The sequence below is a fragment of the Parasphingorhabdus sp. genome (genome assembly GCF_048269915.1).
Taxonomy (GTDB): Bacteria; Pseudomonadota; Alphaproteobacteria; order Sphingomonadales; family Sphingomonadaceae; genus Parasphingorhabdus.
Map to the genome: position 1 here is coordinate 533825 of NZ_JBLWTY010000002.1, position 21431 is coordinate 555255.

Here is a 21431-nt window from a genome sequence, read left to right on the forward strand (position 1 = left end):
CGCCGTTGATCGGAGATACTTTTATGTATGAAGCATTTTATGGATTAAATGGCCGGCCCTTTCAGCTGACGCCGGATCCGCATTTTTACTTCGAGAGCCTGACTCATCGCAAGGCACTGTCCTATCTCGGGTACGGACTGGCGCAGGGGGAAGGTTTCATTGTTATCACCGGTGATGTTGGTGCGGGCAAAACCACTCTGGTAAGCCATCTGATGGCGACGATTGACAAGGCGCGCCTGACCGCCGCCAATATCGTTACCACCAAGCTGGACAGTCAGGATATTGTCCGTGTCGCTGCCAATCATTTCGATATTTACACTGATAATTTGGACAAGGCGCAATTGCTCAACGCATTTGAGGAATTTCTTCATACCGAAGCGCGGGCCGGTCGCCGCTGTCTGCTGATTGTGGATGAATCGCAAAATCTCCCCGAGGGTGCTCTGGAAGAATTGCGGATGCTGTCAAATTTTCAGCTTGGTGGACAAGCCTTGCTGCAAATTTTTCTCCTCGGTCAGCCGGAATTCCGCGACATGTTGCAAAATTCCAATCAACTGGAGCAATTGCGCCAGCGGGTTATCGCGCACCATCATCTTGAACCCATGCACGCGGAAGAAATCGAGCCCTATATTACCCATCGTTTGTCTAAAAGCGGATGGTCGGGCCGGCCGAAGATTACTTCGAATGTATTCCGGCTGCTCTATGCAGAGACCAAGGGTGTGCCCCGCAAGATCAACGCACTCATGAGCCGGCTGTTGCTGATGGGTTCGATCGAACATGCCGAGTTGATTGACCAGTCAATGGTGGAACGCGTGCTTGCCGACCTGAACGGTGAGGATGTGGAAATCGCAACCCCGCCGGTTACGTCGACAAACGGAAAAAGTCCGCTGTGGGAAAAGCCCAAAAAGGCCCCGGAACCGGTAGCCAGGCAACCGGAAGAGGTGGCGATAGAGACGGCGACCCTGTCACAAGAGTCGCCGGTGGATGAGGTTGTCGATCTGCAGGCGCCTGAAAAAACGCGGCAACCGCATCAGGAAATAGCCGGAAAACCGCAGGACACAAAAACGGATGCCACGCAATCTTCCGCGCCACCACCGCCGATCGACAAGGTGATGTCCCAGCGGATTGATGTAATTTCAAAGCGATTGTCGTTGCTGGAAACGCGCATGAATGGTCAGGAAGAAAATCTGCACCGCGTCTTGACGATGCTCGTGGAATGGGTCGAAAGTGATGTCCGCAGCAAGGAAAGCTATGTCAATGCAGGACGCGCCGCCTGAATCTTTTAGCCCGGGGAGTAAAGCGGATGTTTTGCTCAACGCGATGTCCGTCGACATCGAGGACTGGTTTCAGGTGGGAGCATTCGAGACGGTTATCGACCGTGGCGACTGGGACCATCTGGAGCACCGCGTAGCGCGGAGTAGCGCTGCGGTCCTGGAGTTGTTTGAGGAAGCAGCAATCAAGGCAACTTTTTTTGTGCTGGGCTGGGTAGCGGAGCGCAACCCACAGCTGATGAAGCAGATTGTCGCCGCCGGTCATGAAATCGCCAGTCACGGTTATGATCACGCCCGAGTGTTTACGTTAACCCCCGACCAGTTTCGGGCGGATCTCGATCGCAGCCGAAAAATTCTGGAAGACACGTCCGGTCACAAGGTCGCCGGTTATCGCGCGCCGAATTTTTCGATCGACCAGCGGACGCCATGGGCGCATGAAATCTTGGCCGAGCAGGGCTATACCTATTCATCCAGCGTCGCGCCGATCAATCATGACCATTATGGCTGGGCAGGCTCCCCGCGTTTTGCCTGGAAGCCCGTGATCCAGTCGGACCTAATCGAATTGCCGGTCACAACCGTCAAACTGGGGAACCGGATATTGGCGGCCGGCGGAGGCGGTTTTTTCCGTTTAATGCCGTATCAGTTTTACAAACAATCGATCCGCAAAATGCACCGCGATGACGGACGCGGTGCCATATTCTATTTTCACCCCTGGGAAATCGATCCGGATCATCCGCGGGTGAACAACGCGCCGATCCGATCCAAGATTCGCCACTATACGAATTTGAAACAGATGCGGACCAAATTGTCACGTGCCGGGAAGGATTTCCATTGGGGCAGGGTTGACGAACTGGCGGCGTTCGAAGCGCGGTCGCTGGGATGAATATGGCATTTAATCCCAATGCCCCGGACACCCTGTCGGTGCGCATTCTCGCGCGCGCCGAAGCCAATGAACTGGCGCGGATCGAAGCCTTTGTGTCGGAATCTCCCGAAGGCACGGCTTTTCACCGGCCGGCATGGGTGCTGGGTGTCAGCAAGGCTTGTGGTCACGAATGGCGATATCTTCTGGTTGAAGATGGTGAAGGCATTTTGCAGGCTATTCTGCCACTCAATCTGATCCACTCCCCCTTATTTGGTCGGGCTTTGGTGTCATCCGGATTTGCCGTAGGTGGCGGTATTCTGACGAATAATGATCGAGCAACCCAATTGCTGGCGGACGAGGCTTGGCGCTTTGCCGAACGCCACAGTTTTCCGACCGTGGAACTGCGTGGCGGCCCGCTGCCGGATGATCAGTGGCAATTGCGGCAAGGTGTCTATGCCGGTTTTGTAACACCGCTGGCTGATGACGCGGAAAGCCAGTTGCTCGCGATCCGGAGAAGGCAGCGTGCCGAAATTCGCAAGGGACTGAAAAATAATCTGACGGTGCGCGTCGGGACGGATCGGCAGGACCGCGCCGATCATTATGCTATCTATGCTGAAAGTGTCCGCAATCTCGGAACGCCTGTTTTCCCCCAGACTCTGTTTGATGAAATATTGGACCGATTTGGCGAGGACGCAGATATTCTAACCGTGTTGCATGAGGACAAGCCGGTGGCGAGCGTCTTAAGCCTGTATCATCAAGCTGCCGTGATGCCTTACTGGGGTGGCGGGACCTGGGATGCGCGCCGACTCCGGGCCAATGACGTCATGTATTACAGCCTGATGAATCATGCGCGGGAAAGGGGATGCAAATTCGTTGATTTTGGCCGCTCCAAAATTGGCACAGGAGCCTATTCGTTCAAGAAGAACTGGGGCTTTGAACCACAGCCACTTGCCTATGCGACGCGCACCGCCGAGGGGGTGGAGGCCCGCGACGTCAATCCCATGAGTTCGAAATACCGGATGCAGGTTGCGCTGTGGCAGAGGCTGCCCCTGAGCGTTGCCAACAGGCTCGGCCCCATGATTGCCAAAGGCCTCGGCTGATGGGAGAAATTCTGTTCTTGGCGCACCGCGTTCCCTGGCCGCCCAATCGCGGCGACAAGATCCGGTCGCACCACATCTTGCAGAAGCTGATGGGTTATGCGCCGGTGCACGTTGCCTGTTTCGCCGACGACGAAGCGGAAAGGCAGACCGAATGGGCCCGCAAAGCGGAACTGGCGTCCTGCGAAATTGTCTTGCGGACCAAGCCACAATGGCTGGGAGGGATTGAGGCGATAGTTACCGGAAAACCGGTTTCGCTCTCCTGCTTCGACAGTTCCGAACTCCGCGCCTATGTCGCCCGCGTTATTGTCACGCGACCGGTTGACTGTATTTTCGTCTTCTCCGGACAGATGGCGCAATTTATACCGTCGGAATTCAAGGGCCGTGTGGTGATGGATTTTGCCGATGTCGATAGCGCGAAATTTGAAAGCTATGCGGAGGAGGGTTCAGGACCAATGGCCCGGATATATCGCCGGGAAGGACGCCTGCTGCGCGCCTTTGAGAAAAAGATTGCGGAGCGGGTCGACGAGAGTCTTTTCGTGACCGAAGCCGAAGCGCGTCTGTTCCGCCGGCGTTCAGGGCTTTCTGAAGAGCATGTGAAGACGATTGCGAACGGGATTGATCTGCGTTTCTATGACCCCGGGCAAGCAAAGCCCGAGGAGCGTGGCTCACGCGGGCCGCTTATCCTGTTCACCGGACAGATGGATTATCAGCCGAATGTACAAGCCGTCGAGAGCTTCAGCAAGGATGCCATGCCCACTATTCTGGCGTGCTTCCCCGATGCACAATTTGCAATCGTCGGACGATCGCCATCCGATAAGGTGCAACAACTTGATCAAAAAAATGGCACGATGGTGATTGGGGCTGTTGATGACATCAGACGCTGGCTCATGGCCGCCGACGTCATTGTTGCACCGCTCCGGATTGCCCGGGGTATTCAAAACAAGGTGCTGGAGGCGATGGCGATGGCCAAGCCGGTGGTCGTGTCACAATGCGCTGCTGAAGGCATAGATGCGATTGATGGCGAGCATTTCCTGATTGCCCGATCCGTAGAAGAGGAAGCGCAACTGATTTGCGATCTGCTCGAAGATCCCGAACGTGCCAGACAAATGGGTGACCAGGCGAAACGTCTGATCCGGCTGCGTTACTCCTGGGGTCAGCAGCTTGCCAGCCTTCCTGCCTTGTGCGGATTTTCCCACCCTGCGGTGACAGAGTCAGTGGCATGACCAGCGCAACAGTCAATTCTGTTGGAAGCCACAGGCAGACTGAGGTTTCATCATCGCTCTGGACGAAGCACCTGAAATTGCTGGCCGTTGCCGGGTTGGCAATATTGGCAATTTTCTGGCGTGATGGCGGCGATATGGTTCGGACATGGTGGACATCCTCCACCTATAATCATTGTCTGCTGATTCTACCGATCCTCTATTATCTGGTGCAGCAGCGACAGGAAGAGCTGGCAAAGCTTGTGCCGGAAATTTGGGCTCCGGGCCTGGTCCTGACGGGTATCGCGGCCCTGGCCTGGTTGTTGGGAGAAGTTGCTGGCGTGGCCTTCGCCCGGCAACTCGGACTGTTGATGATGCTGCAAAGCGCGGTTGTCACATTGCTGGGGCCGACCGTCGCACGGGGGTTGATATTCCCGCTGGGCTTCAGTTTTTTTCTGGTACCATTTGGTGAAGAAATCGTGCCGTTCCTGCAGATGGTGACGGCCAGGCTGGCGATGATCTTTCTCGGCTGGTTCGATATCCCGGCCTTCATCGATGGGGTCTTCATATCAACTCCGACCGGCTATTTCGAAGTTGCAATAGCCTGCTCGGGAATAAAATTCCTGATCGCAATGATCGCTTATGGCGTGCTGGTCAGCAACCTTTGTTTTAAAAGCTGGAATCGCCGGATATTATTCATGATCGCTGCGGTGATTGTTCCCGTCTTGGCCAATGGTGTGCGCGCGTTTGGCACGATCTATATTGCCCACCACACGTCGATCGACTTTGCCATTGGCTTCGACCATATTTTCTACGGCTGGTTTTTTTTCGCGCTTGTCCTAATTCTCCTCATGGCGATGGGATGGCCCTTTTTTGATCGCAAAATCGAAGATCCGATGATCGATGGAACGGCATTGAGCCGGAACCAGACGCCAGCGGAAAACCCGCAAAAGCCTACCAAAATATTGCTGGCGATGGCGGCCATCATCCTGACTCCTGTGCTGTGGACGTCAGCCCTTGCTGCACAAGGATCTCCGATTCCGGATAAAATTTCTCTGCCGCAAGTGGCTGGTTGGGAACGAGTTGCCTACCAACCTCTCCACGCCTGGAAACCACGGTTTGACGGCGCAAGCCATCAGCTCCTCGGCCGTTATCGGAATCGCTTGACCGGCATGCAGGCCGATCTGGCGATTGCGGTTTACGACCGTCAGCAAGAGGGGCGGGAGATTGTCGGATATGGGCAGGGTGCGCTCGTACCGGACACGCGCTGGTCATGGAACCGGAACCTTGCCGCGCCGCGAGGGGGCAATGCTGTCGAACTCGTTGCGCCCGGCCCGGTGACGCGGGATGTGGTCTCCTTTTACCGGATCGGGAACAAGCTTACCGGCAGCGCCTCGGCAGTAAAGCTGGAAACATTGAAGAGCAGGCTTTTGGGCGGTGATCAGCAGGCGGTAGCGATATTGGTGTCCTCCGAAACGAACGGCGAAGAAACGCCGCGCATTGCGATTGATGCGTTTCTTGCCGATCTCGGGCCGGTCGACAAATTGGCTGACGAGATGGCGGGGTTGCGCTAGGGCGCACTCTATGTGCGGAATTACAGGTATTTTTCATCTCGAGACGGCAAAGCCGGTCGATCCGCGACGCCTGCGCAATATGACCGACAGCATGATTCATCGCGGGCCGGACGGATCGGGCATATGGACCGCACCGGGAGTAGGGCTCGGACATCGCAGGCTTTCGATCATCGATCTCGAAGGCGGTGCGCAACCGATGCTGACCCCCGATCAAGCCCAGGTTCTCAGTTTCAATGGCGAGATTTATAATTTCCTCGACGTGCGTGCCGAGCTTGAAGGACTGGGTCATCAGTTCCAGACTAGCAGTGACAGCGAAGTCATTCTCTATGCCTGGCGGCAATGGGGTGTCGATTGTCTGAAACGTCTGAACGGCATGTTCGCCATCGCTATTTATGACCAGCGCACCCGGCAATTGTTTCTGGCCCGTGACCGGCTGGGCGTGAAACCGCTTTTCTATGCACCAGTGTCCGACGGTAGCATATTGTTTGGGTCGGAACTGAAGGCGCTGCTCGCCAATCCCCTGTTACGCCGGGATCCCAATATTACTGCGGTCGATGACTATTTCGCATTTGGTTATGTGCCGGATCAAACTTCACTATTGAAGGGCGTGAAGAAACTGCCTGCGGGCCATTATCTGCTGTTAGACCGGGGCAAGCCGGAGCCTCCACCCGTTCAATATTGGGATATGGATTTCAGCCAGCGCAGCAAAGCTTCCGCCCGCACACTGGAAGACGAGCTGGTTGCGCGGCTGAAAGAAGCTGTCGGTTCGCGGATGATTGCTGATGTGCCGTTGGGGGCCTTTCTCTCCGGCGGCGTCGACAGCAGTACGGTGGTTGCCCTGATGGCCGAAAAAAGCCGACGGGCGGTCAAGAGCTGTTCGATCGGTTTTGACCAGCAGTCGCTTGATGAAACGAGCTTTGCCCGACGTGTTGCGGAGCGGTTCCAGACCGATCATCGCGAACGGACCGTGGCCGCGGATGATTTCGGCCTGATCGATACGCTCGCGAATCATTTTGACGAACCCTTTGCCGATGCGTCCGCCTTGCCAACCTATCAGGTGAGTGAACTGGCGCGTGAGACGGTCACCGTGGCGCTTTCGGGAGACGGCGCGGACGAGGCGATGGCGGGATACCGCCGTCATGTGTTTCATCATGCCGAAGAACGGGTGAGGGGGCTTTTGCCGCAGTCTTTTCGCGGGCCTCTGTTTGGCTGGCTTGGTTCAGTCTATCCCAAAGCCGATTGGGCACCGCGGCCATTCCGGGCCAAGTCTACCTTGCTGTCTTTGGCCAGAACTGGACCGGAAGGCTATGCCGAAGCGGTCGGCGTAACAACGCCATCGGGGCGCCGGAATATTTACTCCGATGCCATGCGGCGCGATTTGGGAGAGTATCGGGCCGAGCAGCGGATGATCGACCTGATGGAAAATGCCCCTGCACAAAACGGGCTAGATCAGGCGCAATATGCCGATATGAAAATGTGGCTGCCGGGCGATATATTGACCAAGGTGGACCGCACCAGCATGGCGGTCAGTCTGGAGGCACGAGAGCCTTTGCTCGACTATAAACTGATGGAATTTGCGGCAAAGCTGCCGACCCATTTGCGGGTGCATAAGGGGCAGGGCAAATATCTCCTGAAAAAGTCGATGGAGCAATATCTTCCGAACGACATTCTCTACCGGCCGAAAATGGGTTTTGTGACTCCCATATCGCAGTGGTTCCGTGGACCGCTGGCCGATCAGGCGCGGGATATTACCGCTGGCGGCGCATTGGCGAGAACCGGCTGGTTTGATAGCAAGTCGCTACGCAAACTGTCGGAAGATCATATCGCCGGTCGTTCCGACAACAGCCGCCTGTTGTGGCAGCTGCTGATGCTCGACAAGAGCCTGCAGCGTTTATTCGGGCTCTGACGCAGCCGGATAGATCGCCTCGACAAAATAGAGGCCGTCGGGTGGTGCGTTGAAGCCGAGGGCATTGCGATCTTTTGCCGCCAGCGCATTCTTCAGGTCAGCCGTTGACCATTTTCCGGTTCCGACCAGTTTCAGGCAACCGACGATCGAGCGGACCTGATGGTGGAGGAACGAGCGGGCGGCCACTTCTACTTCAATCTCTTCGCCAAAGCGGCTGACGGAAATGCTGTCGAGCGTCTTGACCGGGCTTTGCGCCTGGCAATTGACGGAACGGAATGTGGTGAAATCATGTTGACCGACAAGGACCTGTGCCGCGTCATGCATCGCTGTGGCATCAAGTGCCTGCGCGACTTGCCAGCTCAGCCCGCGATCAAAGGTCAAAGGCGCGCGGCGGTTGGTGATCTTGTAGAGATAGCGCCGGCCCTCGCAGGCGAAGCGGGCGTGCCATTCGTCGTCGACAATGTCGCAGGCAAGCACCGCGACCGGATGCGGACGCAGTCCGGCATTGATGCCCTCGCTCAGGCGAAAGGGTGTCAGTTTCGTCTCCAGATCGAAATGCGCGCGCATCCCCAAGGCATGGACACCAGCGTCGGTTCTCCCCGCCGCAAAAACACGCACGTCCTGTCCGGTGATCTTGTGGATCGCCTGTTCCACCGCCTGCTGGACGCTAGGCCCATGGTCCTGATGCTGCCAGCCCATGAACGGTCGGCCGTCATATTCGAGCGTGATCGCAAAACGGGTCATTGCAAGTTTGTTCCGGCAGGAATTGTCGTCCCGTTGAGAAAAGATTTTAACTCCATGGCTGGCTTGCCGGCCTTTTGGATGATTTCCGACTGGATCGAACCAGTCCCGCAGGCAATCAACAGCCTGTCATCAAGCGTTTTTCCCGCCGCACCTTGGCCATCGTTCACCGAGGCCTTGAGTATGCGGTAGCGATTTCCTTCATATTCGAAAAAGGCTCCCGGTTGGGGGTTGTAGGCGCGAATCTGGCGCTCGACCTGTTTGGCCGAATTGCTGAAATCCAGACGTGCTTCGGACTTCTGGATTTTTTTCGCATAGGTGGCCAGTGCATCATCCTGCACTTCCGCAGGATATTCCGCCGGGGAAGCCAGATATTGGACCATCAGGGCCGCGCCGGTGTCGGCCAATTCCGTGGTCAGGTCGCCAGCGGTCTTGTTGCCGATCGGCGTAACCGCCTTCAGCAGCATCGGACCGGTATCCAATCCGGCTTCCATCTGCATGATGGTTATACCGGTTTCATTGTCACCCGCCAGAATTGCGCGCTGGACCGGTGCCGCACCCCGCCAGCGCGGGAGCAGGGAACCGTGGATATTCAGGCAGCCCATTTTCGGGGCATCCAATATTGCCTGGGGCAAGATCAGCCCATAAGCAGCGACAATTGCCGCGTCGAGCTTGAGCGCGGAAAATGCCTTTTGTTCCTCTGCCGATTTGAGCGATACGGGTGTATACACTGGAATGCCCAGATCTTCGGCCAGTTTTTGAACGGGTGAGGGGGTTAGCTTCTTCCCCCGTCCGGCGCGGCGCGGGGGCTGCGAATAGACAGCAGCGATCTCGTGACCGGCTTCGTGAAGCGCTTTCAGGGCTGGAACAGCGAAATCAGGTGTTCCCATAAAGGCTAATCGCATTAATTCTCTCTTGGCAGACTGTGGCTTGCGTCCCTAAAGGTCAGCACATGGCATCGCAAGAGATAGAAAATTTGGTGCAGGCGCTGGCGAAACTGCCTGGTCTTGGACCGCGTTCAGCGCGGCGGGCGGTTTTATATCTGCTGAAACGACCGGAAACGGCGATGAAGCCGATATTGGCGGCAATGGCGAGAGTTGATGAACAGCTCGTTACCTGTGGCATCTGTGGTAATGTCGATACGCAGGATCCCTGCCAGATATGTAGTGATCCCAGACGCGATGCGAAGGCGCTCTGCGTGGTAGAAGAAGTTTCTGACCTCTGGGCGCTCGACAAATCACGTCTGTTTCCGGGCAAATTTCATGTGCTGGGCGGAAAATTGTCAGCACTGGACGGCGTGCGCCCGGAAGATATCGGAATCGATACCCTGATCCGGCGGGTCGAGGCCGGCGGCATTGACGAGGTCGTGCTGGCGATGAACGCGACATTGGAGGGGCAGACTACGGCGCATTATATCGCCGAACGTCTGGAAAATTATCCCGTTCGCCTGAGCCAGCTATCGCACGGTATACCCGTGGGCGGTGAACTGGACTATCTCGACGAGGGAACATTGGCGCAGGCACTGCGCTCGCGGCGGCCTATAAATAACGCTTAGGCAGGTTCTGGCCTGGTCTGCATTTGAACAGGCAAGAAGCCGATATTCCACACTGTCGAAATCCGAAAAATCGTTCGAATCTGCGTTGATTTCACAACCCTGCTATTTGTTTTTCGACCCCGTTTGATGCAACGGTGCGAGCGGTGAAAAAACCGCCTGGTCATTTCCCTGGTGAAAATGCGAAAATAGAATGACAAAAAAGTCACAGGTTGCCGAAAACCCGCGCTTCGCCCAACGATCAGGCTTTCAAATATCATCGATCGGGCTATCGTCCGGACACAAAAGAAGTTTCCAGGAGAGCATGATATGAAACTAGCGTTAAATCTGTCTGCGTGCGCGTTCGCATTTGCAGCTTTCGCCACAGCCCCCGCTTATGCACAATCACAACCAGATGCAGTGGACCAAGTCGATGAAAACAGCGATGCCGGACTCGACGATAACGTAATCGTTGTGACCGCTCAGGGACGGGCGCAGGCCTTGTCCGATGTGCCTGTTGCCGTTTCGGCAATCGGTGCGGAACAACTGCAAAAGAGCGGTGCGACCGACATTCGCGAGCTTAACCAGCTGGCGCCGTCTCTGCTTGTGTCCTCGTCCGGAAACGAAGCCAATGGTTCTGCCCGTGTTCGCGGTATTGGTACGGTTGGCGACAACCCCGGTCTGGAAAGTTCCGTGGCTGTGTTCATTGACGGCGTGTATCGTTCGCGTAGCGGGAATGCGCTCAGCGAGCTTGGTCCGATTGACCGGGTCGAAGTGCTGCGTGGCCCACAAGGGACGCTGGGCGGCAGAAACTCTTCTGCCGGTATGATCAGCATTACAACTGCAGCGCCGGAATTCGTATTTTCGGGACATGCAGCAGCAACCTATGGCAATTACGACCAGATTCGTCTGGAAGGGGGCATTAATGGTCCGTTGAGTGATACGATTGCCGCACGGATCGATGGGGTTTATCTGAAGCGTGACGGTTTCTACAACGATGTTGTGAACGGGACCGATGTCAACAATAAAGACCGGTATCTGGTGCGTGGCCAGCTGTTGTTTGAGCCAAGCGAAACGCTGAGCGTCCGTGTCATTGGCGATTATTCCAAGAAAGATGAATCCTGCTGCGCCGCGACCTTCGTCCAGCCTGAATTTGCGCAGCAAGCACGGGTAAGCCCCGGACTTGATCCGTTCAGTATGCCGCAGCCTGGTTCGCCAGCTCTTACTGATCCGGCGAACCCGATTATCCCTGTGCTTTTGGCTCTGGGTCAAAACTCAAATGCTCTTACGCAAAGCACGTTTAACCGGGATATTTATGTCAGTCCCGGCCGTTCTTATGCTGGTGAGACAGAAGATTTTGGCGCTTCGATCGAGGTCAATGCCGAGCTGGGCGAGCTTAATCTGACGTCGATCACCGGATATCGCGAATATTCCAACTTCCAGGCGTCCGACACGGATTATACGCAGGTCGACATTCTCTATCGCGCACCGAATGAAAATGCCGGATCGCGGGAGTTTAAGACCTTCACCCAGGAATTGCGCCTGCAGGGGTCGGCTTTTGATGACAAGCTGGACTGGTTGATCGGCGGTTTCTATGCGAATGAAAAGCTCGCAACACGGGACAACCTGCGCTTCGGTTCGCAATATGGTGCGTTTGCGCCATGTCGTATCGTCAATGCCGTTAATCCGGCCCTTGCTTCACCGACCAGCACCGGATGTTTGAGCGCTGGCGGACGGGCTGTCCTCCAAGCCGCCAATGGCGGTGCCGGGGCATTTGGCGCCGCTACGCCTCTGATTTTTGCCGGTCTCGACAATCTCGCCCAGATTAATGACAAGGGTTCCGTTGTTGACCGTTATAATCAGAAAAGTGAGAATTTTGCGTTCTTCACTCACAATATTTTCCACGTTACAGACAAGCTCGATCTTACTTTGGGGCTGCGCTACACGAATGAAACGAAGGATTTCGACGCAGCATTTTCGAACGATAATACCATGTGTCCAATTCAACGGGCATTGTTTACACCGTTGCTCAATAGCCCGCTGGGCGCATTGGCAGGTGGTCTGATCGGCCTGTCCTGTCAGGGCAATTCAACGTCCGAACTGGATGGGGTCACCTTGAGTGATAGCCGGAGCGAGAGTGAATTCACTGGCACTGCGATCCTGTCCTACAAGCCCACTGACGATCTGATGCTTTATGGCAGCTATTCACGCGGCTATAAGGCGGGTGGCTTCAACCTTGACCGGTCTGCATTGACCACCTCAACTTTGGCCAATCCGGCATTGACGGGCGACACCGCCAATCTTCAGTTCGATCCGGAAACGGTGGACGCGTTCGAAATCGGCGGAAAATACTCGACCCGGGAATTTTCCCTCAGCGTTGCCGCCTTCCGTCAGCAGTTTGACAATTTCCAGCTCAACACGTTCAATGGATCCGTTTTCCTTGTCCAGAATATCAACGCGTGTAGCGATGATCTGAACGGCGCGGATCGCGATGCTAGCGCCACGACGGGTGCTTGTGCGCCGGACAACGTCAAATATGGCGTCGTTGCGCAGGGTGTCGAACTGGAAGCGTCAATCAATCCCGTCCGACATGTCAATGTCTCGATGGGCCTGACCTATACCGATACAAGCTATGAAAATGACCTGGTTGGGCGTGATACTGGTGCCGCACTGGATCCAGCCTTGCGTCTGCTTCCTGGCGATAATCTGTCGAATGCGCCGGAGATCACTGCGACAGCATCGCTGTCTTATAGCCCGCCAATTGGCAATAGCGGGCTCACTGGGCTATTCTACGTGAACGCCCGTACGACCAGTGATTACAACACCGGTTCGGACTTGCTTTACGGCAAGGAACAGGACGGGTTCACGCTGGTGAATGCGCGTATCGGCGTTCGCGGTCCTGATGATCGCTGGGCGATCGAAGGCTGGGCGCAAAACCTGTTCAATGCTGATTATTCGCAGGTTGCTTTCAACACGCCGTTTGTTGCTTCACAGCAGACCTATTCGGCCTTTCTTGCGGAACCAAGAACATATGGCATCACGGTGCGTGGCCGTTTTTAACGGCAGCCATTGAACTGATTTGATGAAGCGTGCGGCCCCATCCGTTGGGTCGCACGCTTTTTCTTTTTGCCCTTGCCGGCACCACTGGCGGATGCTCGCTGGCCGTATCGACAGTGTCATCGCGTTCTGACCACAGCCAGCCATGCAGGGCTGGTCGGGCCATTCGCCCGGGCTGCTTGACGAATCCCGGCAGAATCCCTAAATTTGGCCCATGGCTATTTTACCGATCCTAGAGGTGCCTGATCCGCGCCTGAAAACCGTTTCCGAACCGGTCACCGAATTTGACGATGAGTTGAAGACGCTGGTCAAGGACATGTTCGAAACCATGTATGACGCGCCGGGCATAGGTCTGGCCGCGATTCAGGTTGGCGTGCCCAAGCGGGTGCTGGTGATCGACCTGCAGGAGCCGGTACCGCACGAACATGAGCATGGCGAACATTGCGACCATGACCATGGCGTGATCAACGATCCGCGCGTTTTCATCAATCCGGAGATACTCGATCCGTCCGAGGATCTGAATGTCTATCAGGAAGGCTGTCTTTCGGTGCCGGACCAATATGCCGAGGTCGAGCGTCCTTCGACAATCACCGCGCGCTGGCAGGATGTTGAAGGCAAGCAATATGAAGAGCAGATCGACGGTCTGCTGGCGACCTGCCTGCAGCACGAGATGGATCATCTCGAAGGGATATTATTCATCGACCATCTGTCACGACTGAAGCGGCAAATGGTGCTCAAGAAGCTCGCCAAGCTGCGCAAGGAGCACGGGATCGCGGCCTGATAGAGTCGCAGTTGCTGTGTTTACCATCGCAACTTCGTCATCCTGACAACAGCGTACCTTCGTCATCCTGAACGTGTTTCAGGGCCCCTGTGTATAGGCTCACTGCCTGAGGGCGACGCACGATAGGTGCTGAAGGAAGTTCCGCATGACGAGTATTGCCTATTCCGGCAAACGCTCCTAGGTTCTCTTTTCGTTCTTTTTTGGAAGAGAGTCATTTTGGACCCGATCATCGTCATTATAACCATTGTCATTGCTTTGCTAGGGGGGCTTGCACTGGGTTGGATTCTGGGCGGAAAGCCGGCCAAGGATGCGGCGCAAGCGAACAGAGACGCAGTGCAAGCGGCGAAGGATGCCGCGCAGGCCACCGATGCTCTTCGGATCACTCTGGATGGTGTCCGTGACGAGCGCGATGCGGCTAGGACCGAACTGGCAGCACTGCAGGCTGACGCCCGCAATCATGAAAAACAGATGCGGCAGTTGATCGAAGCGAAAGAGGCGCTGTCGGCGCAATTTTCCGAGATCGGCGCGAAAATGCTGGAAACCGCCCAGCGGCAGTTTCTCGAACGCGCCGACCAGCGCTTTGACCAGGCCAATGAAAAGGGCGGCGAGAAGATCGCCAAATTGCTGCAGCCGGTACACGAACGCCTGGCGACCTATGAAGCCTCGATCACCAAGATCGAGAAGGAACGCACCGAATCCTACGCCGGGATCACCGCCACGATCGAACAGGTCCGGCAGGGGCAGGACAGGGTGCAGCAGGAAGCGGCGCGGCTGGTCAACAGTCTGCGCAACGCGCCGAAATCGCGCGGCCGCTGGGGCGAGCAGCAGCTCAAGAATGTTCTCGAAACCTGCGGACTTGCCGAACATACCGATTTTGTCACCGAGCAGAGTATCGATACCGATGAAGGGCGGCTGCGTCCGGATGCGGTGATCAATGTGCCCGGTGGCCGCAAGCTGGTGATCGATGCCAAAGTCTCGCTCAACGATTATCAGGATGCGTTCGAGGCGGAGGATGACGAGACCCGCAATTTTGCCATGGCGCGGCACTGCAACAGCATGAAGGCGCATATCGATGGCCTGTCGAAGAAAGCCTATTGGGACCAGTTCGAGAACGCACCCGATTATGTGATCATGTTCGTGCCGGGCGAGCATTTCCTCGCCGCGGCGCTGGAGCATGAACCGACCCTGTGGGATCACGCGTTCGAGAAGAAGGTTCTGCTTGCCACGCCAACCAATCTTGTCGCTATTGCGCGGACGGTCGCTGGTGTCTGGCGGCAGGAGAAAATGGCTGCCGAGGCGAAGCAGATCGGGCAGCTGGGCAAGGAAATGTATGACCGGCTTGCCGTTGCCGGAGAACATCTGAAGCGGATGGGATCGGGGCTGGGTAGCGCGGTGGGCAATTACAACAAATTTGTCGGCAGTTTCGAGCGTAATGTCATGGCGACCGGGCGTAAATTTGCCGAGCTGCAGATCGAGACCGGCAAGAAAGACCTTGAGGAAGTACCAGAAATCGAGGCTCTTCCCCGTTATAGCGATGCGATCACCGAAAAACTGATCGAGGATGACCGCGATATCAGTGACCAGGCGGCCGAATAGACTTTAGACCGACCCGTCCGGTCCTTCAGTGATAGCGCCGCCGCAGCCGTTTAACGTGCCGTTTTCGCTCGCTTCAATCTTCACCGTATCGGCGTAGATACGATCGCTCATGCCGTCGTTACATTCTACGCCGCTGGTGATGTAGATGTTGATATTGTGGAGGTCGGAAAAGCCTTTGACCTCCCACCCGCTATCGGTTTTCTTCATGCGTTGAACCGCAAGCGTGAAATCATTGCCGTTCTGGGATGTGAAAGCAATCTCTTCGCCTTTGATGTCGACGGTCCAGCCCGGTTCTGTTCCGATGGCTGAATAGTCACCCAGCTTTTCTTCAACGACTGGTTCTTCCGCGGGCTCCGCGCAGGCGGTGCATGCCAGTATGACAAGCGATGGCAATAATATGGATTTTTTCATGATCTTCCCCTCCGTCCCCAGGATATCACAAGGGTGAGGCGAACACTAATTATCTCTTCCGGCTCTGGTTCAGCAGCTCATAGGCCATGACCGAAGCGGCGACGGCGGCGTTGAGACTGTCAGCCTTGCCCATCATCGGCATTTTGACAAGCGTGTCGCAAGCCGCTTCATAGTCCTCCGGCAATCCTTGCGCTTCATTGCCGATCAGCAAGAAGGTCGGTGCTTTGTAGCGGACGGACTGGTAATCATTTTCTGTGTTGAGGCTGGTCCCGACCAGTTCTCCCGCTCCGCTGCGCAGCCATGAGAGGAATTCCGGCCAGCGCGCCTGTGCAATCTGCTGGGTGAAAATTGCGCCCATGCTGGCGCGCACCGCTTCGACCGAGAAGGGATCGACGCAATCGTCGATCAGGATCAAGCCGCCTGCGCCCACCGCGTCGCCGGTCCGCAAGATTGTCCCAAGATTACCGGGATCACGCAGCGCCTGTGCGACGAGCCAGATATTGGATTGCGAACGGTCCAGCTGTTCCAGCGGTACGGCATGATCTGGATAGATGCCGACTATCGATTGCGGATTGGATTTTCCGGAAAGTTTGGCGATAATCGCTTCGCTGGTTTCAATGACATCACCGCCCGCAGCGATCGTGGCAGCTTCGATTTTCCGGGCGAGCGGATGCAATTCTGTGTCTTCTACAACGACCAGAATTTTGGGAGTTCTTCCGCTTTCCAGTGCCTCCGCCAAAATGCGCAGACCTTCCGCGAGAAACAACCCTTCGCGCTTGCGGTGCTTTTTCTCGCGCAGGCTTCTGAGCCGCTTGATGGTCGGATTGGAAAAGCCGGTGATATGATGGCGCATGGGTTCAATCTTCGCCGAAGCCGTCGACGACCAGACCTGTCAGTTTTTCGAGCGCGCTCTCCGCCTGGTCACCGGAAACGATGATCTCGACGCTGTCGCCCTTGGCGGCTCCCAGCATCATCAGGCCCATGATGGAAGTCCCCGTCACTTCGGTCCCGTCTTTAGCCACTCTCACATCGAGATCGTCGGGTAACTTGCTAACACAGGTCACAAATTTTGCGCTAGCTCGTGCATGCAGTCCGCGACTATTGGTGATTGCGACGGTTTTGCGAAACTCGCTCACGCATCGTTCCCCAATATTTCGGACGCAACGCTGATATATTTTTGTCCCGCTTCCTTGGCGGCGGCGATCGCAGAAGCAATATCCATGGATTTGCGCGTACCATCGAGGCGAATAAGCATCGGCAGATTGACCCCGGCAATGACCTCGACCTTGCCTTTTTCCATTAGCGAAATGGCGAGATTGGAAGGCGTGCCGCCGAACAGGTCTGTCAAAATGATGACGCCATCCCCTTCATCCACTTTTGCGATGCATTCGGCAATTTCCCGGCGGCGTACTTCCATGTCGTCCCGCGCGCCAATGCCAATTGCTGCGATCGCCTTTTGCGGACCAACAACATGTTCCATGGCAATGACAAACTCGGTTGCCAGATGCCCGTGCGTGACGAGAACCAATCCAATCATCCCGATTAAATTCCCCTGTCCCCGTTTAATTTCTGCATAGATTCCAGCGCTTCCATTGGCCGTGACGCCAAATTGCGATGCAGGACATTGGGGGAAAAGCCGCTTGCACGCAAGTCTTTGCTCAGTTGCTCGGCAACATGTACCGATCTGTGGCGTCCGCCAGTGCAACCGATGCCGATATTTACATAGGCCTTGCCAGACTCCTGATAGCGCGGCAGCAGGAATTTGAGCATGTCGAGAATTTTTTCAATCGCCTCGTGATAAGCTGGATCCTTGGCGATATATTCTGCCACCTCTGCATCAAGACCGGTTTTCAGCTTGAGTTCCGGATTCCAGAACGGGTTGGCGAGAAACCGGACGTCGAACAACAGGTCAATATTATTAGGAATGCCGCGGGAAAAACCGAAACTGGTGAGAGTGATCGTGGTAACCGCGTCCTTGTCGAGCGTGAACTGTTGGCGGATTTCGCGTTGCAGGTCATTAGCGGTCAGATCGGTAGTGTCGATAACATGATCGGCCCAGCGCCGGAACGGGTCAAGCACAGTCCGTTCGAGTGCGATGCCCTCTTTTGCCGGTCGGTCCAGTGCGAGGGGGTGGCGCCGGCGGGTCTCGCCATAGCGCCGTTCCAGTTCGCCGCCTGCACAATCGAGAAATAATGTGGAAATCAGGTAATCCCGCTTCTTTTGTAGGCGCTTTACGCGTTTGATCAGCTTGTGCGGTTCAAAACCTCTGGTCCGGCTGTCGAAACCAAGCGCCAGTGGCGGATCGCTATCGCCGAGGGACGTTGAAGGCGGTGTTTCCAGCAGGCGTTCAACCAGCCGGATCGGGAAATTATCGACCGTCTCCCAGCCGATGTCTTCCAGGGTTTTCAACGCGGTAGATTTGCCTGCGCCGGAGAGCCCGGTGACCAGCAGGACAGGTTTGGCACGGCGCTCACTCATATATCTACACTATCCTGCAAAACTTTTTGCAAAGCCAATTCCACCTTGATTGTCGCACTGGCTTCCATAGCGTTTAATGTACAGGATGGAACTTCTATTCCCAGCAAAATTGCAGCTTGTTTGTCGATCGGGAAACGATCGGGAGTTTCCTTTAAATTGACGATTAATTTTAGCGCGATTCTGGAGATATGGTCATATTTCAGGATGCCCAGCGAACGGACTTCCAGCTTGCCAGCGATGCTGGCTGGCGGGCTGAGCAGCAAATTCTGGTCGACTCGTGTAATGTCGACATAGTCGTCGCTGACCAGCAGTGCACCGCGGTCAATCAGGCGCAAGGCCAGATCGGACTTCCCTGATCCGGATTTTCCAAGAATCATGACTCCGGCACCGTTTATCGCGACAGCCGTTGCGTGCAGATTTTGCTGGTCGTCAGTATCGCCCGTGATAGTCATAGCGTTCGTTACCCCGGGGCTTTTGGAAGGCGGATTTCAAAGCAGGCACCGGATTGGCCACTTGGTCGGTCCAATATCCGGATCGTGCCCTGATGGCCTTCAACAATGGTTTTGGCTATCGCCAGACCGAGGCCGCTGTGCTTGCCAAAGGCTTCTCTATCCGGTCGATCGGAGTGAAAGCGCTGGAACACCTGCTCCCTTTGATCCGGATGTACACCCGGCCCTTCATCGGCAACATGGATGACAATTTGTCCGTCATCTGGCGTTGCCAATATCTCTACCAGACCACCGCGGGGGGAAAAGGAGACAGCGTTATCCAGCAGATTGCTGAACACACGTTCCAGCCGACTGCCGTCTCCCATCACTTTGGCGACATCCTTTCCGGGTCTGGCAAAGGCGATATGGACTCCCTGGTTCGATGCGCGCTGTTCGCGCGCGGCCAGCAACTGTTCAAGCATATTGCCAATATCAATGGGTTCAAATTTTGCGCGGGCCAGTTCGGCATCGACACGTGACGCATCTGAAATATCGCTGATCAGCCTGTCGATGCGACGGACATCATCATTGGCAACAGCCAGCAGCTGTTTTTGCAGATCGGGATCATCGACCCGTTCGAGTCCCTCAAGCGCTGATCGCAGGGAGGCGAGGGGGTTTTTGATTTCATGGCTGACGTCGGCGGCAAATGCTTCTGTTGCGTTGATGCGATTACGCAATGCCCCGCTCATGTCCGAAAGCGCGCGGCTCAACTGACCGATCTCGTCTCGTCGGCTTGGCATTCTGGGAATCGCAATCTCATCCGATCGCCCCATGCGAATGCGCACCGCTGCCCGCGCCAGTTTTCTTATCGGTCGGACGATCGTGCGTGCCAGGAAAAGGGAAAGCAGAATCGAGACCGTCGCGGCAACCAGGATCACGAGCAGGACGCTGGAGCGCTCCGCTCTGACAATCCGCGTGATATCGCGTGCATTGGCGGTCAGAAGGATGGAGCCGGATCCGTCAGCAAGCTGTTCACCGGCGACAATTACAGGTGTGCGGTCTGGCGCTAAACTGACGGAGCTGACTGCTCTAGATGCGTTTTTTGCTGCGATTAGTTCCGGCCATTCCTGTGCGGTGTCAGTGGCTGGTTCGCTGAAATTCGGTAACGGCTTGCTGAAAACGACGCTTTCAATCGTCCGATCCAGAATTCGCGCGGCATCTTTGCGCAGGGGTTCCGCTTCCGGGTCGATAAATTTGTAGGTCGGCTTTGCCAGCGCAAAGCTGTCGATGGTTTTTGTTCCATTCGGACCATAGAGACGCAGTCGCGCACCCAAATCCTCTGAAAATTCACGAATCAGGGCGGGCCGGTCGGCCGTTTCGCGAGAGGACAGGGCGGCTGTGATGATCGTCAGCTGCATTCTCGCCTGGGCCAGACGCTCTTCTGTCAGCCGGTCCCGATAATTATTGAGATAGAACAGGCCACCGGCCAGCAGCGCGATCGCCAAAACATTGACGACCAAAATGCGGGTCGTGAGAGAAAGCCGCGCCGACCAGCGGAGCGACAGGCCGCTTTCACCACGATGTTCGCCGTTATTCGGTGTAGCGATATCCAGCTCCATATAGCGTGTCTATTGCATCAAATTCGGGATCAACTTCACGAAATTTGCGCCTTAGTCTTTTAATATGACTATCGATCGTTCGGTCGTCGACATAGACATCATCCTGATAGGCGGCGTCCATCAACTGGTTGCGGCTTTTTACCACGCCGGGCCGGTGTGCCAATGTTTCAAGAATCATAAATTCCGTGACCGTCAGGGTCACATTGCTTCCCTTCCAGCTCACCAGATGCCGTGCCGGATCCATCTCCAGTGCACCGCGGACAAGGGGCTCTGCCGTTTCGTCCTCCTGACCCGCATCCGCCAGTTTTAAAAACTCCGAGCGTCGCAGAATCGATCGGACCCGGGCAATGAGCAGGCGTTGGGAAAAGGGTTTTTTGATATAGTCATCCGCACCCATTGCCAGGCCCAGCGCTTCGTCCAGTTCTTCATCCTTCGACGTCAGGAATATCACCGGCAAGTTCGACTTCTCGCGCACTCTTCTAAGCAGTTCGAGCCCGTCCATTTTTGGCATTTTAATATCGAATATCGCGAGGTCTGGGGGATTTTCCAGTATCGCATGAAGCGCCGCTTCGCTGTCTGAATAGACGCGGGTGATAAAACCTTCTGCCTGCATTGCGATTGACACAGATGTCAAAATATTGCGGTCATCGTCGACAAGAGCAATATTGGCTGCCATTAATTTGCGTTCCTTTGCCGCTTGCGCTGAATGTGACCTAGTGGATGGGATAGTATGTTACAAGATAACTTGTGGTTATGCGTTTCAACATTTGAAGTCGCGATCAGCTAGGAGATATGGAGATTCTGATATAGTTGGGTGGGAAGAAATTTGACCGACTCGACATGGTTCAGTAAGCGCCACTTCAAATTTGCCAGATCGGCG

Annotated in this window: 20 protein-coding genes; 10 read left to right on the forward strand and 10 right to left on the reverse strand. The window is 55.6% G+C overall.

Going from position 1 to position 21431, the window contains the following annotated elements; genetic code table 11:
- The first annotated feature begins 23 nt into the window (after positions 1–23).
- Genes ACN0WX_RS07490 through ACN0WX_RS07515 form a run of 6 tightly spaced genes read left to right on the forward strand, consistent with a single transcriptional unit; the run spans position 24 to position 7909 of the window.
- Entirely contained in the window at positions 24–1274 is a 1251-nt protein-coding gene (locus ACN0WX_RS07490) for an XrtA/PEP-CTERM system-associated ATPase (RefSeq protein WP_417621666.1), read from the forward strand.
- The gene (locus ACN0WX_RS07495; protein ID WP_417621878.1) at positions 1255–2151 is read left to right on the forward strand and encodes an XrtA system polysaccharide deacetylase; all 897 of its coding nucleotides are present in this window, start codon (positions 1255–1257) and stop codon (positions 2149–2151) included. Before ACN0WX_RS07490 ends, ACN0WX_RS07495 begins: the two co-directional genes overlap by 20 nt.
- Positions 2148–3230 (forward strand): FemAB family XrtA/PEP-CTERM system-associated protein, encoded by a 1083-nt coding sequence (locus ACN0WX_RS07500; protein ID WP_417621667.1) that lies wholly within the window; start codon positions 2148–2150, stop codon positions 3228–3230. Before ACN0WX_RS07495 ends, ACN0WX_RS07500 begins: the two co-directional genes overlap by 4 nt.
- A complete protein-coding gene (locus ACN0WX_RS07505; RefSeq protein ID WP_417621668.1) occupies positions 3230–4453 on the forward strand; it encodes a TIGR03087 family PEP-CTERM/XrtA system glycosyltransferase in 1224 nt (407 codons plus the stop codon). Before ACN0WX_RS07500 ends, ACN0WX_RS07505 begins: the two co-directional genes overlap by 1 nt.
- A complete protein-coding gene (gene xrtA, locus ACN0WX_RS07510; RefSeq protein WP_417621669.1) occupies positions 4450–6003 on the forward strand; it encodes an exosortase A in 1554 nt (517 codons plus the stop codon). The genes ACN0WX_RS07505 and xrtA overlap by 4 nt, the downstream gene beginning before the upstream one ends.
- Positions 6004–6013: 10 nt before the next feature.
- Positions 6014–7909: an XrtA/PEP-CTERM system amidotransferase gene (locus ACN0WX_RS07515; RefSeq protein ID WP_417621670.1), complete on the forward strand. Its 1896-nt coding sequence runs from the start codon at positions 6014–6016 to the stop codon at positions 7907–7909.
- On the opposite strand, the gene truA is transcribed toward ACN0WX_RS07515, so the two are convergent.
- Both truA and fmt read right to left on the reverse strand, forming a co-directional pair.
- On the reverse strand, positions 7895–8653 hold the full coding sequence (gene truA, locus ACN0WX_RS07520) for a tRNA pseudouridine(38-40) synthase TruA (protein WP_417621671.1): 759 nt from the start codon (positions 8651–8653) through the stop codon (positions 7895–7897). The two genes, ACN0WX_RS07515 and truA, sit on opposite strands and share 15 nt — an antisense overlap.
- Positions 8650–9555 (reverse strand): methionyl-tRNA formyltransferase, encoded by a 906-nt coding sequence (fmt, locus tag ACN0WX_RS07525; protein ID WP_417621672.1) that lies wholly within the window; start codon positions 9553–9555, stop codon positions 8650–8652. The genes truA and fmt overlap by 4 nt, the downstream gene beginning before the upstream one ends.
- A gap of 47 nt (positions 9556–9602) precedes the next feature.
- On the opposite strand from fmt, the gene recR reads away from it, so the two are divergent.
- The 4 genes from recR (at position 9603) to ACN0WX_RS07545 (ending at position 15615) form a co-directional block, all read left to right on the forward strand.
- A complete protein-coding gene (gene recR, locus ACN0WX_RS07530) occupies positions 9603–10205 on the forward strand; it encodes a recombination mediator RecR (RefSeq protein WP_417621673.1) in 603 nt (200 codons plus the stop codon).
- Between the two features lie 306 nt (positions 10206–10511).
- Complete coding sequence (locus ACN0WX_RS07535; RefSeq protein ID WP_417621674.1) at positions 10512–13241, forward strand: TonB-dependent receptor; 2730 nt, start codon at positions 10512–10514, stop codon at positions 13239–13241.
- Positions 13242–13452: 211 nt separating this feature from the next.
- On the forward strand, positions 13453–14019 hold the full coding sequence (gene def, locus ACN0WX_RS07540) for a peptide deformylase (protein WP_417621675.1): 567 nt from the start codon (positions 13453–13455) through the stop codon (positions 14017–14019).
- A 216-nt stretch (positions 14020–14235) separates the two neighbouring features.
- A complete protein-coding gene (locus ACN0WX_RS07545; RefSeq protein ID WP_417621676.1) occupies positions 14236–15615 on the forward strand; it encodes a DNA recombination protein RmuC in 1380 nt (459 codons plus the stop codon).
- Between the two features lie 3 nt (positions 15616–15618).
- On the opposite strand, the gene ACN0WX_RS07550 is transcribed toward ACN0WX_RS07545, so the two are convergent.
- The 8 genes from ACN0WX_RS07550 to ACN0WX_RS07585 are packed head-to-tail and all read right to left on the reverse strand — an operon-like array spanning position 15619 to position 21227.
- Positions 15619–16026, reverse strand: a complete 408-nt coding sequence (locus ACN0WX_RS07550) for a COG3650 family protein (RefSeq protein ID WP_417621677.1) — start codon at positions 16024–16026, stop codon at positions 15619–15621.
- 49 nt (positions 16027–16075) lie between these two features.
- Complete coding sequence (locus tag ACN0WX_RS07555; RefSeq protein WP_417621678.1) at positions 16076–16879, reverse strand: TrmH family RNA methyltransferase; 804 nt, start codon at positions 16877–16879, stop codon at positions 16076–16078.
- Positions 16880–16883: 4 nt separating this feature from the next.
- Positions 16884–17162, reverse strand: a complete 279-nt coding sequence (locus ACN0WX_RS07560; protein ID WP_417621679.1) for an HPr family phosphocarrier protein — start codon at positions 17160–17162, stop codon at positions 16884–16886.
- Positions 17159–17563 (reverse strand): PTS sugar transporter subunit IIA, encoded by a 405-nt coding sequence (locus ACN0WX_RS07565; protein WP_417621680.1) that lies wholly within the window; start codon positions 17561–17563, stop codon positions 17159–17161. Before ACN0WX_RS07565 ends, ACN0WX_RS07560 begins: the two co-directional genes overlap by 4 nt.
- Before the next feature lie 5 nt (positions 17564–17568).
- Positions 17569–18504 carry an RNase adapter RapZ gene (gene rapZ / locus ACN0WX_RS07570; RefSeq protein ID WP_417621681.1) on the reverse strand — a complete coding sequence of 312 codons (936 nt, stop codon included), beginning with the start codon at positions 18502–18504 and terminating at the stop codon, positions 17569–17571.
- Positions 18501–18956, reverse strand: a complete 456-nt coding sequence (locus ACN0WX_RS07575) for an HPr kinase/phosphorylase (protein WP_417621682.1) — start codon at positions 18954–18956, stop codon at positions 18501–18503. Before ACN0WX_RS07575 ends, rapZ begins: the two co-directional genes overlap by 4 nt.
- An 8-nt stretch (positions 18957–18964) precedes the next feature.
- Positions 18965–20551, reverse strand: a complete 1587-nt coding sequence (locus tag ACN0WX_RS07580) for an ATP-binding protein (RefSeq protein WP_417621683.1) — start codon at positions 20549–20551, stop codon at positions 18965–18967.
- Positions 20523–21227, reverse strand: a complete 705-nt coding sequence (locus ACN0WX_RS07585; RefSeq protein WP_417621684.1) for a response regulator — start codon at positions 21225–21227, stop codon at positions 20523–20525. The genes ACN0WX_RS07580 and ACN0WX_RS07585 overlap by 29 nt, the downstream gene beginning before the upstream one ends.
- Positions 21228–21431: the final 204 nt, after the last annotated feature.